The organism is Pseudomonas sp. LBUM1662 (genome assembly GCF_059695915.1).
On record NZ_CP166793.1, the window covers coordinates 3096374 to 3111452 of the forward strand.

Genomic DNA, 15079 nt, shown 5'->3' on the forward strand with positions numbered 1-15079 from the left:
CAAGCCTCGCTCCTACAGGGATGCGGTGCCCTTGTAGGAGCGAGGCTTGCCCGCGAAGGCGTCCTCAAACTGAAACACGCGCCGCGGTCGACCCACGCACAATCAACCGCGCCGAGAAATCCATCGTCCGTACCGGCCCGTCATCCCCGCGCAACCGCTTGAGCAAACACTCAAACGCACTCGCACCCATCTCCGCCGTCGGCTGGGCGAGGGCAGTAATCCCGCTGCCCACCAACGGATACCAATCCAGATCATCCAGCGCGATCACCCCGATTTCCTCGAACAGGTTGCACTGCAACTCCCGCAGGGAATGGGTAGCGGCCAATGCCGCAATGCCATTGGCACAGAACAGCGCTTTCGGGCCCGGGCCGGGCGTGTTCAGGAAGGTTTTCAGCTGCGAGGTCAGTTCGTTGCCGGTCTCAACAACCGCGCCGGTTAAAGCAGGGCGTTTCTGTATCTGCGCCTTGAAACTGCTGACCCGCTCAATCCGCGAACTGGTGCCGTCAAACGGTTCCGTCACCATCAGCACATCGCGATAGCCGCGCTCCTGCAAATGTGCGAGGGCCATTTCAACGGCAGCCGGATTGTCCAGCCCGACCAGATCACTCTCAAGCTGCTCGACCTTGCGATCCACCAACACCATCGGCATCTCCCGGTGCAACTCGCGCAACTCATCGCGGTGATGGCCGAGGGTGTTCACGATCAAGCCTTCGATGTTGTACGAGCGCAGCAACGCCAGGTGCTGACGCTCCTGCTCGTCATCGCGATCGGTGTTGCACACCACCAGGCTATAGCCATGACGACGGCAGGCGGTTTCCACCCCGTGCATCACGGCAATCGAATAAGGGTTACGGATATCGGCCACGAGCATGCCGATCAGGCGCGTGCGCCCGCGCTTCAGACCACGGGCCATCTGGTTGGGGCGATAGCCAAGTTCGGCAATCGCCTGCTCGATGCGCAAGGCAATGGCATCGGAGAGCAGGGCGCGGTCATCGCCGATAAAGCGCGAGACGCTGGCCTTGGAGACACCGGCGTGTTCGGCGACGTCGAGCATGGTGACGCGGCTGCGCTGGGCGGCGGAGAAGTCGTTCACGGTTTTCAACCTTGTTATTGGAGTTTGTACAGGCTGGTTATGAAACCGGTTTCAGAAGACATCATTCGCGAGGCTGCGTCAAGCCAGCGCAGTCGCAGAGCGTTGGGGCAAACCGATGAACGGTGGCGTTACCTGTCAGATATGACAGTAGCCAGGCTTTCAAACTCAGTTTCTAATTGATTTCAACAGTTGCTTTTAACTTTAGAGAATCTAGCTATGAGTGAGAAAAGGATTTCCGGCATGGCGGGTAATGCACCATTGGAATACAAGACACCCAAGGTGATTGATGTACTTGATGATGATATCGATCCGGAAGGTCATATCCTCCTTCGTTTGCTGTTGACCGGTATTGATGTCGTAGTTCCCTTATGGCCGGTCCCTGCAAAAGAACCGGATGAAGAAGACACCCTGACGATCCGCTTTGAGCAGAGTGGGCAACCACCAGTGGAAATAATTAATACCTACAAACCAGAGGATATGAAACCGGAATTCATTATTCGAATTGGTCCGGAACATTTGAAGAACAACGGTGTAGGCAAGTTGTGGTACGAGCTATCCAACAGCGCTGGAAATACATCGGAATCATTTAAACGGCAACTGACTATTGATCACACACCTGTTCCATTAGATCTCGAGCCGGCCAAGTTTACCCATGTCGATTTTTGGGGGTATCTTAATTGCAAAACGATTCCTCCAATGTGGGAAGGGATAAAGGTTGAGGTTCCGCCGCTATCAGGGTTTCAGGTCGGTGATCGATGCGAGGTGCTCTGGCGGTGTTATTCGACACTCAATGGAAGTGGTGTGGAAATGAGCCGTGCTCGAAAGGTCGTCATCCGGCCATCCTTAAGTGATCAAGACATACGCGAAGGATATTCGTTGGTGATTGAACCCTACGACGCTCATATAAAACCGATGGTGAACAATGACTCCGCCACTGTTGTTTACCGTGTATTCAGGGGGAGAAAGCTTGTAGGGATGTCAAAGATTGCACTGGTAAAAATAGACAGGATTATAAGTGGCGAAATACTTCCATGTGGGCCTTGAGTTCGACATGGGTACCAAGAGTGACCAGCAGAACGTACGAAGAGACTGACGGCTGCCGGGATCGTGTCGTGATTAATTGTGAATGCAATGGAGATGGCGAACATGAATGCTAAAGTTGAACAGGCGAAATTGTCCAGGATGGCAGAGCTCCAAGCAAGAAGCACTCGGCGAGGTAGTGTTCTTGCTGAAGCTCCGATCCCTACGTTAGTGGCACAAACGTTACCGAATGGTGATTTGCGTATCCCGGTCAACGTATTGCACTTGCCCTTGAAGTACACGGTTCCTCAACCTCTCGTCGAATACAGGGACGATTTACTATGGCCACAGATTCGAAAAAGAGGAGCTCCCGACTGGATTGATTTTCTGCCTGCTCCACATTACATCGAATTGGGTGAAGTTGCTGACAGGGACTGGTCTGTACCTTTCGAAATTCCGGTCATCTACTCGGTCGAGGACACCACTCCAGAAGCTCCGACTGGATATGAGTTTCGATACCTGATGTATGCGGACGGCAGCAACGAATCAACTTCACCTGCTGTTCCTTACGAGATTGACCGCACCTATCCATACAAAATAAAGAACCCCGCTGCAGACCGTACACCGGGTGCGCCGACGTGGCCGGCAGATCTTGGGCCGAGCGACCCGATCGATGAGGCATACCTCGAAGGCAAGCCAGGGATTCTCGTCAAACCTGCCGTCTCTGCAACCTATCACCAAACTGACATTTACCAGTTCTTTTGGGGAGAGACGCCTGACCCCGACCGCGACGCACCGGTGTTTGAAGGTGAGTTGACGGCAGGGGAAGCGCTGATTCCTGCTAGCGTGTTTCAAGTGAACGAGGGCACAAAACGGCTTATTTATCGCGCAAAAGACTTGCCTGGCAACCAGGGGAAAAGATCAAATCCCAGCCAGAGAACTGTTGTTATTCTGCCAGATCCTACTGATGTCAAACCGCCGGTTGTTACATTGGCGAACGGCGAAAATGGTGACGATGTTATTGATTTGGCTGACACTCAATTTGATCCCAAGGGTGTCGAGATAGTCGTACCTGTGCCGACTCCTAATGCAGGGTCCGACACAATATTTTGCATTTGGGGAGCTGAGACGATACCTGGGGAACTAAGAGTTGGAGCGAATACAGAGCTGTCATTCTATGCCCCTTATGATCTTGTAAAAAGAGTGTACGGCAACACCGATGGAATCGTCTCGACAGTGGTCAGCTATAAAATGATGCGCTCAGGCCTCGAGAAAGCTTCGGCTAACGCTACCATCGATGTCGATATTTCATATGTTGGTCCTGATCCGATTCTTATTGGTTTGGACGCTCCGACGTTGGAGACCTCAGCCGGCAGTATCGACGAAATTCTTGAAGCGGATTATGGTGATACCGCAATCAAGATAAAAATCCAACTTTTTAATGATCCACCAACGGAGGAGGGTTGGTTGATCGATGTCGATTACGATGGAGAAAAAATCGGCAATACCATTGCGTTGACCACTGGCCAGGAAGGTACAGAAATTTACGTTGATCTGGCGTGGGATAAAGTGCTTGCACACAATAGCGGGTCAAAAGTCGTGAGTTATAAGCTGTATACGTTAACGGGGTTGAACCCAACGCCATCCAAGCCAAAGGATGTTTTTGTAGAAGAGTTCCCTATTGAAATGGTTGCGCCGGAAGTTATGAATTTGGGAGGGGTACTTAAAAAGATCAGTTGCCCGACCTTGAACTTTCCTATAGTTGGAAATCCAGGTGACGGTACGCCACGGCGTAACCTGACAGTGCGCGTGCCGAAAAATGCGTACACAGTTGACGGGGAGACCATTACCCTGAAGTGGGTGCCGTATAGCGATGCCACCCCTCCACAGCCCATTCCGGGCGCAGACACTACAGAGGAATATCCTATTACTGGAACCTATCCGGATGCGGGTGCATTGATTCAAATCGGTCTCTATGAGGATCACTTTAAACCAGCCCATCTTGGGAAAGGCAGAGTTACGTATTCGATTTCTCGGGGGGGGGCCGGTAACAATCCAACCCCTGACTCATTGCCTGCTGAACACGGAGTATTTCTTACGGATAACCAAGGAAAATATTGCGAGGAAATGTAGCATCAAGATTGATACGACGCGGTGGGCGTAATGCGCTCACCGTTTTTTCTTGTTTGCAATTGATTGTCAGCGCTCGATCCTGGCGGCTTTTCCAGTAGTAAAACAGGATTAATCCTACAGAGCTTCGCGAAACACCTAGCTAACCTAGCGCCCCTCGAATAGCTGGCTTGCTCAGTATCAGCAGTTAAGTTTTTATTAAGGTAGGTGCCCGATGCGAGGAATTGTTTTATCAAAATTCAGAAAAACATGTGGGTCAACAACAGCGTCACTGATGCTGCTGGCACTCTATAATTCACATGCTGGTGCTGCATCCATTGTTGGGGGGACTGTGACCATTAATGGTGGCATTCCCGAGAGTTGGAGTTTAAGTCAGGACGCGACACTTAATGTCATCGGCGCAACAACACTGGAACTTACGAGCGATCATTCGACGCTCAATGTAAACGCCGGTAGTACCACGCGGCAGATTTCGGCCAGAAATGAATCAAAAGTCAATCTGAAGGACGCTACGGTCTCGGGTGTCGGTGGTCTTGCCGCTGTTTTGCTGACCAATAGCGATGCCACTATTGATAACAGTATTGTTACCGGCAATCGGCTGGGACTGCAGGCGGTTCGCAATACAGCCACTCAGACCGGCTCCCACGTTGTCATTACTGGCAACAGCACCATTACGGGGGTGCTGGGAGGTGCGCTGGTCAGCGCACATAGTGGTCTGGACGTCAGTGATTCAGTCATTCAAGGCACCGGTGCCACGAGTTACGGGCTTCGACTGAGCAGTGGGCAAGCCGTTGCCAAAAACAGCACGGTTACAGGAGGACAAGACGGCGTACGTATTGATGTAGATGTAAATGACGCACGACCCGCCCTATTGGCACTTGAAAACACCACCCTTCAAGGCCTCTCCGGTTCGGCGATCGTTGTCGATTTCAACAATGCTTCAGCGCCACCTGCCACCATATCGTTGAGTAACTCCAGATTGTTGGCCGGTAGCGAGACTTTGCTGGATGTGAGAGGCGGAGCCAATGTCTCCATGACCGTAAATGGCAGTACCTTGAACGGAAACTTTGTTTCCGAGCAAGGCAGCTCCACTCAACTGGTCCTGCAAAATAATTCGGTTTTGACGGGCCGTCTTGACAATATCGCCAGCACCACGATCAACGACACTTCCCGATGGGTAATGGTGGAGGACAGCAACGTTGACACGCTTATCCTCAACCGTGGGGGATCCGTGGTGTTTGGAGACACCAACACGTTCTATCAATTGAATGTGACTAACCTTTCCGGCAATGGCCGTTTCGTGATGGCGACGGATTTCAGCACAGGCCGAACCGACTTGCTGAGGATCACCGGAACCGCTTCAGGCACTCATGAAATTCTGATCGCCAGCAGTGGCAAAGACCCAGCCTCCGGACTACCTGTTCGTGTGGTTGAAACCGAAGGCGGCGATGCTGGTTTTTTGCTGGTGAACGGAGCGGTTGAACTTGGGACCTATTCCTACGGCCTGGTGAAAAGCGGTAATGACTGGATACTTGATCCAACTACCCGGACAGTGAGTCCAGGCGCACGTTCAGTACTTGCGCTCTTCAACACTGCATCGACCGTTTGGCTGGGTGAACTGACCTCATTGCGCACTCGTATGGGGGAGCTGCGTTTCAACGGCGGCCATGCAGGCGCATGGGGGCGCACCTATGCCAACAGGTACAATATTGCTGATGGCTCGGGTGTCGGTTATCAACAAAACCAGCAAGGTTTCACCCTGGGGGCGGATGCACCGTTGCCTTTCGGAGATGGCCAATGGTTAGTGGGCGTGATGGTGGGGCAAAGTCAATCTGATCTCAATCTCAATGCCGGCACTTCAGGTCACATCGACAGTTACTACATGGGCGCCTATCTCACCTGGTTGGACGCCGAGTCAGGCTACTACTTTGACGGTGTGTTCAAGGCAAACCGTTTCCGCAATAAAGCGAAAGTGGGGTTGAGCGACGGCAACCGGGCCAAGGGCGATTATGACAACTCGGGGCTGGGTGGTTCTGTCGAGTTTGGTAAACACATCAGTTTCGACAATGGCAACTTCCTTGAACCTTTCACTCAATGGTCCGCTGTGGTCATTGAGGCCAAGGACTATTCCCTGAGCAATGATCTACGCGCAGAAGGTGATCGTTCAAAGTCATTTATCGGGAAGGTAGGGGCTACCGCTGGCCGAAATATAGAATTGGGTCAAGGACGTGTGGTACAGCCGTATCTTCGCGCCGCCTGGGCTCATGAATTCGCAAAAAATAACGAGGTACACGTCAACAACAACGTGTTCAAAAACGACTTGTCAGGTTCCCGCGTAGAGTTCGGAGTTGGTGTCGCGGTGGCAGTCACTCAAAATCTCAATATGCATACCGATCTTGAGTACAGCAACGGCCACAATATAGAACAACCTTTCGGCGTCAATGTTGGCATTCGTTATATGTGGTGATTAATCAGTCGACAATTAAAAAGGAAGCATGTGCTTCCTTTTTTTAATTTCAGGTCAGCTGTTACGCCGCCAGTGTCCGAGTGGAGATAGCCCCCTTCGCTGCAAAACTCACATCTAGAGTTAACTGACTAATAACATCATCGTCGAGGTTTTCGACGACAACCTTTTTCAAAGTTCCTGAGAAAACACCTGAGACAGGATCATATTCCAATTCGGCGGTTCCGGAAATCTGAGTGTAAATAATGGGTTTGTCTGGAACACTGCCATCGGCAAATGTCAGGCGGACCTGATGTGTCGTTGGCGTCAGGGTGTAGGATCCGTTTTCCAGTCCCTTGGAAAACGAGAGGGTAAGTTCTTTCGTCGTGTATTCCGGAAGTGCATCGCGTTGGCGGGCAAACATGTAGTAAGCGTCACCGTGAGGCAGTGGGAAAGAGCGCTCGGAGAGTTCTACCAGACCTGCGTTGAACGGTACGGTATCGTTAATTGTCCCGACACAATTACCCGCGCCTACGGCCTGCCTGCGTTTCTGTATGCTCATGTTCATCAATTCCATCTCCATAGTCATGACAAGGTACCCCGGCATTAAGGAAACAGCCGGGATAAGGTATCAAACCGCTATTGATCGTCGCTGTAAACTGTCAAAGCTGACAGTTTACAGCGCGAAGTTAATATGATTTTTGTTTGACAGTTCACGGCGAGAGTAAAAGTTTGTCAGGCGATCCAAATGCTTAGCCATGTCGAGCCCGCCAGCAATAAAGCCATGGACCGATTAAAATTTTGCAGAGCTTTGGCTGACCGAAGCCATTGATTGACACTTGACCCCAGCAGCGCCCAGACAGCCATGCAAGGGATAGCCATCGCAAAAAAAACCAAACTCAACAACAAGACCTGATGCGAACGATCGGCGCCATTGCTGGCAAATACGCCGATGACCGCGATGGCCATCATCCAGGTTTTAGGGTTGACCCATTGAAGGCCAGCAGCGGTAAAAAGACCTGGACGCCGATGATTGTCGGATAACTCGGGATCAAGGGTGTTGGGTATCGAATGGAAAATCTGCCAAGCCAGATAATTCAACCAGACAACGCCCATGCACTGCATGGCAAATTGCAGCGTGGGCGTTTGCTTAAGTGATTCACCCAGACCATAACCCACCAACAGGACGATGACTGCAGCGCTGGCGCAGGCACTGAAAATAATTGGCACAGTAGCCTTGAATCCATACCGGGCGCTGTTGCTCAGCACAAGAATATTGGTCGGTCCCGGCGTGATGGACGCAACAAAAGCAAACAGCATAAAAGGTAACAGTGAGGAGAAAGTGGACGGCATGGCAACGGGCTCCGTGAATGATCCAAGGTGCCGATCCTCACAAAGTCTGCCTCATGCGTCTGGAAGATTTGAGCAGCGCTTGCGGTACATCGCGGGCGTCAAACCATAAGCCCGGACAAACCAGCGGCCCAAGTGACTTTGATCGGCAAACCCCGACTCCATTGCCACCGTCGCCGGTTGCACGCCGCTGGCGAGCATGCGCCGCGCCTTGGACAAGCGCAGCTGCACCAGATACGCGTGGGGTGCGAGTCCATAGGCAGCCTTGAAGGCGCGGGTCAGGCGGAAGCGGTCAACGCCTGTTGCGGCAGCCAGTTGGTCGAGGCCGATGTCGTATTGGGCATTGGCGTGTAGATACTCACGAGCCTTTTGCGCCACCAGCGGCAGGCGCGGGTCTTCGCTGTAGCGAGTGCGCCAATGCAGATGGCTGGTCAGGCGTTCGAGCAAACTGTCGAGCGCGGTCTGACGGACGATCTTCAGTTCGCCGCCATGCAGCGCTTGAAACGCCAGGCTGGTGGCGTGAGCCAGTCGCGCATCGCTGGCCAGGGTGCTGGCGAAACTCAATTGGCTGTTGTCCGGGGCATTCTCGAACACCTCGCTCAGTTCACGCTTCAACCACTGCGGGTCGAGGTAGAGCATGCGATAAGTGAAGCCATCCTCGGTCGGCGCGTCGCCGTCGTGGATGTCCCCCGGCTCGAGCAGAAACACCTTGCCCGGGGTGCTCTGATGTCTCGTGCGGCGGCAATTGAATTGCTGGACACCTTGTTCGGTCACGCCCACCAGATAACTGTCATGCCAATGCGGGTCGTAGGCATGACCCTCGAAATGCGCGCGCAAGGTCTCGATGCCGGTCTCGGCGTCCTGGGCCAGATCGATCCAGTTGTGAGTGGTCATGCTGCACCTGTGGGACGGATTGCCGACGTATTTAACGCGCCCATTGGGCTCGGCGGCTAGAACGTTTGTGCAGCGGCTAGCCGAACAGTCCCGCTGCGATGTTGATCGAAAAGCCGAGAATCGCGGTGTTGAACAAAAAGCCGACCAGCGATTGCGCCAGCACGATTTTGCGCATGCCACGTGTCGCCACGCCCACGTCCGAAGTCTGCACCGCCACGCCGATGGTGAAAGAGAAATACAGGAAGTCCCAGTAATTGGGGGTTTCCAGACCCTCAGCAAATCGCAGCGCCAGGTCTTTGCCATCCCAGGTGTAGAACAGACGGGCGTAGTGCACGCTGAAAATCACCCCGATCAACAGCCATGAACCGATCACCGTCAGCGCGGTGAAGCCGTAATGCAGGAGCTTGCGGGTGGTTTCCAGGTCTTTGCTGCCGGCCAGTTCAAAGGTGATCGTCGCCAGGCTGGCAATGGCGGCGATGCACACCACGAATAACACCAGCCCGGCGTTTTCGTCTTCGATCTCGGCAATGCGCTTCACGTCCGGGGCCTTGGCGCGGGTGGCGAGCCAGAGCATCAGCACCAGATACGTCCAGACCCCGACATTCCAGCCAATGAGGATTTTGCTGATGATCGAATCGGCCGGAGCCAGAATGCCTGCCGCGACACCGAGGGTGGTGGCGGCGGACAGGCGAGGGTGGGTGCGGGCGAGGAAGGGCATGATTGCTCGATGGGCCAGGGTGTGCGAACACCTTAGCCCAGCGTGGTCTGTTGTGACCACAACCCTGAAGTTGATGGGGTCTCTTGTGGGAGCGAGCCTGCTCGCGATTGTGGTGTGTCAGTCAGCATCATCGTGTCTGATACACCGCTATCGCTAGCAGGCTAGCTCCCACAGGGGGGGTGTTTTGGTCAAAGGTCCTTGTGGCGCTTGCGGACGAGCTTCATCACCACCACAAAGAATACCGGTACAAACAGGACCGCCAGTGTCGCCGTGATCATCCCGCCAATCACCCCGGTACCGATCGCTTGCTGACTGGCCGAGCTGGCACCGGTAGCAATTGCCAGCGGCACAACACCGAGGATAAACGCCAGCGATGTCATGACAATCGGCCGCAATCGCAGGCGCGCCGCTTGCAGGGTCGCGTCGATCAGGTCATGACCTTCGTCATACAGGCTCTTGGCGAATTCGATGATCAGGATCGCATTCTTCGCCGACAAGCCAATAATGGTGATCAACCCGACCTTGAAGAAAACGTCGTTGGGCATCCCGCGAAAGGTCACGGCCAGCACGGCGCCAAGCACGCCAAGTGGCACCACTAGCAACACCGAGGTCGGAATCGACCAACTCTCATACAGCGCCGCCAGGCACAGGAACACGATCAGCAGCGACAAGCCGAGCAGAATCGGTGCCTGGCTGCCGGACAAACGTTCCTGCAATGACAACCCGGTCCATTCCTGACCCAATCCTGCCGGGCCTTGTGCCACCAGCCGTTCGATTTCCGCCATGGCTTCACCGGTGCTGTGACCGGGCGATGGTTCGCCGGAAATGCTGATCGCCGGGTAGCCGTTGTAACGGGTCAATTGCGCCGGCCCCTGAATCCATTTCGCTTGAACAAACGCCGATAACGGCACCATCTTTCCGGCATCGTTTCGCACGTGGATTTTCAGCAGATCGGCCACCTGGCTGCGTTGATCGCCTTCAGCTTGCACCACCACCCGTTGCATCCGCCCCTGATTGGGGAAGTCGTTGATGTAGGCTGAACCGACCGCCGTCGACAGCACGTTGCCCACGTCGGCAAACGACACGCCGAGCGCGTTGGCCTGTTTGCGGTCGACTTCCAGCTGCACCTGCGGCGCTTCGGCCAGCGCGCTTTCGCGCACGTTCATCAGGATCGGACTCTTCTCTGCGGCGGCGAGCAATTCGCTGCGCGCTTTCATCAGCGTGGCATGGCCGAGGCCGCCACGGTCCTGCAAGCGGAACTCGAAACCGCTGGAGGTGCCGAGACCGTCAACCGGCGGCGGCAGCACCGAGAAGGCCACCGCATCCTTGATCTGGCTCAGCGCGATGTTGGCACGGTCGGCGATGGAACTCGCCGAGTCGTCGCTGCCCCGATCTGACCAGTCTTTGAGCGTGGTAAATGCCAGTGCGGCGTTCTGCCCGCTACCGGAAAAACTGAAGCCGAGAATGACCGTGCTGTCGCCCACACCCGGTTCCGTGGCGTTGTGCGCTTCGATCTGCTCAACAACCTGCACCGTGCGATTTTTGCTCGCGCCCGGCGGCAGCTGAATGTCGGTGATGGTGTAACCCTGATCTTCAACCGGCAGGAACGAGGAGGGCAGGCGGCTGAAGCACAGGCCCAGACCGATCAGCAGCACGCCGTAGATCAGCAGATAACGGCCAGTGCGTTTCAGCGCATAGGCGACCCAGCCCTGATAACGCTCGGTCAAACGTTCAAAACTTCGATTGAACCAGCCGAAGAATCCGGTTTTCTCGTGATGGTCGCCCTTGGCAATCGGCTTGAGCAGCGTCGCGCAAAGCGCCGGGGTCAAGGTCAGTGCAAGGAACGCCGAGAACAGGATCGAGGTGGCCATCGACAAGGAGAATTGGCGGTAAATCACCCCGACCGAACCCTGCATGAACGCCATCGGAATGAACACCGCCACCAGCACCAGGGTGATGCCGATGATTGCCCCGGTGATCTGCGTCATGGCCTTACGCGTCGCCTCCTTGGGCGACAGGCCTTCGGTGGCCATGATCCGTTCGACGTTCTCCACCACCACAATGGCGTCGTCCACCAGAATGCCGATGGCCAGCACCATGCCGAACATGGTCAGCACGTTGATCGAGAACCCCAGCGCCAACATGGTCGCAAAGGTGCCCATCAACGCCACCGGCACCACCAGGGTCGGGATCAGCGTGTAGCGGATGTTCTGCAGAAACAGGAACATCACCGCAAACACCAGCAACATCGCCTCGCCAAGGGTGTAAACCACTTTGGTGATCGAGACTTTGACGAAGGGCGAGGTGTCGTACGGGATCTTGTATTCCACGCCCGCCGGGAAGTAGCGCGCCAGTTCATCCATCTTCGCCCGCACCAGGGTCGCGGTGCTCAGGGCATTGGCCCCCGGCGCCAGTTGCACGCTGACAGCGGTGGAAGGCTTGCCGTTCAGGCGTGTGCCGAACTGGTATTCCTGGCTGCCGATCTCGACCCGCGCGACGTCCTTGATGCGCACCGTGGAACCGTCAGGATTGGCTTTCAGGACGATGTCGGCGAACTCTTCCGGCGTCGACAATTGGCCTTTCACCAGAATGGTCGCGGTGATCTCCTGGGTGGTGCGCGTCGGCAAATCGCCGATGCTGCCGGCCGAGACCTGGGCATTCTGCGCGACGATAGCGGCGTTGACGTCGGCCGGGGTCAAGTTGAAACCGATCAGCTTCTGCGGGTCGATCCAGATGCGCATCGCCCGTTCGGCGCCATACAACTGGGCCTTGCCGACGCCGTCCAGACGCTTGATCTCGTTCATCACGTTGCGCGCCAGGTAATCACTGAGCGCCACATCGTCGAGCTTGCCGTCGCTGGAGGTCAGGGTGATCAGCAGCAGGAATCCGGCGGAGACTTTCTCCACCTGCAAACCTTGCTGATTGACCGCTTGGGGCAGGCGCGACTCCACCACTTTCAAGCGGTTTTGCACATCGACCTGGGCCATCTCCGGGTTGGTGCCCGGCTGAAAAGTGGCTTTGATGGTGGCGCTGCCGAGGCTGCTCTGGGATTCGAAATACAGCAGATGATCGGCGCCGTTGAGCTCTTCCTCGATCAGGCTGACCACGCTCTCGTCGATGGTCTGCGCCGAGGCGCCGGGGTACACGGCGTAGATTTCAACCTGTGGCGGCGCGACATCGGGGTATTGCGCCACCGGCAACTGAGGAATGGCCAACGCGCCGGCCAGCAGGATGAACAGGGCAACCACCCAGGCGAACACCGGGCGATCGATAAAGAACTGCGGCATAAAAAGCGTCCTGCTTACTGACCAGAAACCTGGGCAAGTGGAAGAGGGGTGTTGTCGATCTGGACTTTTTCACCGGGTTTGGCGTGTTGCAGGCCTTCGGTGACGATACGGTCGCCGGGTTTGAGGCCACCGGTGACGATCCAGCGATCTTTCTGCACCGCGCCCAGCTCTACCGGTTGCTGGCCGATGCGCTGCTCGGCGTCGAGCAACAGCACTTGGGCAATACCGGCGCTGTCACGCTGAATGGCCCGTTGCGGCACGCTGATACCTTGCTGGTTCACCGCTTGTTCCAGGCGCACCCGCACGAAGCTGCCCGGCAGCAGATCGAGGTCCGGGTTGGGGAACTCGCTGCGCACGATGATCTGGCCGGTGCCCGGGTCAACGGTAATGTCGGTGAACAGCAACTTGCCCGGCAGCGGGTAGAGGCTGCCGTCATCCTGAATCAGCGTCGCCTTGGTCTGGCCCTGACCCACTTCTTTCAACTGGCCGGAGCGGAAAGCACGGCGCAGGTCGTTGAGTTCGCGGGTCGATTGGGTCAGGTCGGCGTGAATCGGGTTCAGTTGCTGAATCAGTGCCAATGGCGTGGTTTCGTTTTGCCCGACCAGCGCGCCTTCTGTTACGAGCGCACGGCCGATGCGCCCGGAAATCGGCGCGGTAACGGTGGCGTAACCGAGGTTGAGTTTCGCGCGATCCACGGCGGCCTTGTTGGCGGCGACGTCAGCGGCGGTCTGCCGGGCACTGGCTCGGGCGTTGTCGTAATCCTGGCCGCTGATGGCGTTGCCTTCGATCAACTGGGCATAACGCTGTTCCTGCAGTTTGGCCTGGAAGGCGTTGGCCTCAGCCTTGCGCAAGGACGCTTCGGCGCTGTCCAGGTCGGCCTTGAAGGGCGCCGGATCGATACGGAACAGCACATCGCCTTTTTTTACGTCGCTGCCTTCGCGAAAGGCGCGTTGCAACACGACGCCGGCGACCCGGGCACGCACTTCGGCGATCCGTGGCGCGGCAATCCGTCCGCTCAATTCGCTGGTGATCGACAAGGGCCGGGCTTCGATGGTTTCGATGCGAACCGTGGCCAGAGGCGCCTGCTCTTCGGCGTTCGAGGACTTGTCACAAGCGCTCAGCGTCAACGCCATCGCTATCAGGCTGAGCTTGGCAAGCAGGTTCTTTGACATGTAAATACCCCAATAATGACTGCCCGCATCCTACGGGGAGGCGAGGAGAGTAGCGGTGAAGCTTTGTTGGTGCTGTGTGAAATTGTGTAAGGGTTTTACTCACGGGCGGGCGCGGGCGTATATCCTTGGCCGCTTGGAATTTATTGCGCCTGTCACGCCGCCTTCGCGGGCAAGCCTCGCTCCTACAGTTAATCGCATTCCCCTGTAGGAGCGAGGCTTGCCCGCGAAGAGGCCCCAAAGGTCGCCACCGCACTTTCTGGAAACACCCCATGCCCAACATCCTCCTGGTCGAAGACGACACCGCGCTCTCCGAACTGATTGCCAGCTACCTGGAACGCAATGGCTATTGCGTCAGTGTGATCAGCCGTGGCGATCACGTGCGCGAGCGAGCGCGGGTCAGTCCGCCGGACCTGGTGATCCTCGACCTGATGCTGCCGGGGCTCGATGGCCTGCAAGTCTGCCGCTTGCTGCGGGCGGATTCAGCGACGTTGCCGATCCTGATGCTGACCGCCCGTGACGACAGCCATGACCAGGTGCTGGGCCTGGAAATGGGCGCCGACGATTACGTCACCAAACCCTGCGAGCCCCGCGTATTGCTGGCCCGCGTGCGCACGCTGTTACGCCGCAGCAGCCTTAGCGAACCGCAGACCGCCAACGACCGCATCCTCATGGGTAACCTGTGCATCGACCTGTCGGAGCGCACCGTGACCTGGCGCGATCAGCTGGTGGAACTGTCCAGCGGTGAATACAACCTGCTGGTGGTGCTGGCCCGGCATGCCGGCGAAGTGCTAAGCCGCGACCAGATCCTGCAACGCCTGCGCGGCATCGAATTCAACGGCACCGACCGCTCGGTAGACGTGGCGATCTCCAAGTTGCGGCGCAAGTTCGACGACCACGCGGGCGAGGCGCGCAAGATCAAGACCGTGTGGGGCAAGGGCTACCTGTTCAGCCGTTCCGAGTGGGAATGCTGAG

The 15079-nt window shown here is 56.2% G+C and carries 11 protein-coding genes; 4 read left to right on the forward strand and 7 right to left on the reverse strand.

Annotated elements, in window-relative coordinates:
* Positions 1–64: 64 nt before the first annotated feature.
* Positions 65–1093 carry a LacI family DNA-binding transcriptional regulator gene (locus ACA049_RS14045; protein WP_497336334.1) on the reverse strand — a complete coding sequence of 343 codons (1029 nt, stop codon included), beginning with the start codon at positions 1091–1093 and terminating at the stop codon, positions 65–67.
* 240 nt (positions 1094–1333) lie between these two features.
* Between ACA049_RS14045 and ACA049_RS14050 the strand changes: the two genes are divergently transcribed.
* From ACA049_RS14050 to ACA049_RS14060, 3 genes are all read left to right on the forward strand, one after another.
* The gene (locus ACA049_RS14050; RefSeq protein WP_497336336.1) at positions 1334–2137 is read left to right on the forward strand and encodes a hypothetical protein; all 804 of its coding nucleotides are present in this window, start codon (positions 1334–1336) and stop codon (positions 2135–2137) included.
* A gap of 102 nt (positions 2138–2239) precedes the next feature.
* Entirely contained in the window at positions 2240–4246 is a 2007-nt protein-coding gene (locus ACA049_RS14055; RefSeq protein WP_497336338.1) for a hypothetical protein, read from the forward strand.
* A gap of 211 nt (positions 4247–4457) precedes the next feature.
* The gene (locus ACA049_RS14060) at positions 4458–6710 is read left to right on the forward strand and encodes an autotransporter outer membrane beta-barrel domain-containing protein (protein ID WP_497336340.1); all 2253 of its coding nucleotides are present in this window, start codon (positions 4458–4460) and stop codon (positions 6708–6710) included.
* Between the two features lie 61 nt (positions 6711–6771).
* Here ACA049_RS14060 and ACA049_RS14065 read toward each other — a convergent pair whose 3' ends face one another.
* The 6 genes from ACA049_RS14065 to ACA049_RS14090 all read right to left on the reverse strand — a co-directional run bounded on the left by ACA049_RS14065 (position 6772) and on the right by ACA049_RS14090 (position 14107).
* A complete protein-coding gene (locus ACA049_RS14065) occupies positions 6772–7275 on the reverse strand; it encodes a hypothetical protein (protein WP_497336342.1) in 504 nt (167 codons plus the stop codon).
* Positions 7276–7421: 146 nt separating this feature from the next.
* On the reverse strand, positions 7422–8039 hold the full coding sequence (locus ACA049_RS14070; protein ID WP_497336344.1) for a LysE family translocator: 618 nt from the start codon (positions 8037–8039) through the stop codon (positions 7422–7424).
* 51 nt (positions 8040–8090) lie between these two features.
* Positions 8091–8930, reverse strand: coding sequence for an AraC family ligand binding domain-containing protein (locus tag ACA049_RS14075; RefSeq protein ID WP_497336346.1), 840 nt, complete (start codon positions 8928–8930; stop codon positions 8091–8093).
* 76 nt (positions 8931–9006) lie between these two features.
* A complete protein-coding gene (locus ACA049_RS14080; protein ID WP_497336348.1) occupies positions 9007–9648 on the reverse strand; it encodes a DUF1345 domain-containing protein in 642 nt (213 codons plus the stop codon).
* 188 nt (positions 9649–9836) lie between these two features.
* Entirely contained in the window at positions 9837–12935 is a 3099-nt protein-coding gene (locus tag ACA049_RS14085) for a multidrug efflux RND transporter permease subunit (protein ID WP_497336350.1), read from the reverse strand.
* Positions 12936–12949: 14 nt separating this feature from the next.
* Positions 12950–14107: an efflux RND transporter periplasmic adaptor subunit gene (locus ACA049_RS14090; protein WP_497336352.1), complete on the reverse strand. Its 1158-nt coding sequence runs from the start codon at positions 14105–14107 to the stop codon at positions 12950–12952.
* A gap of 269 nt (positions 14108–14376) precedes the next feature.
* On the opposite strand from ACA049_RS14090, the gene ACA049_RS14095 reads away from it, so the two are divergent.
* Positions 14377–15078 (forward strand): response regulator, encoded by a 702-nt coding sequence (locus ACA049_RS14095; protein WP_497336354.1) that lies wholly within the window; start codon positions 14377–14379, stop codon positions 15076–15078.
* Position 15079: the final 1 nt, after the last annotated feature.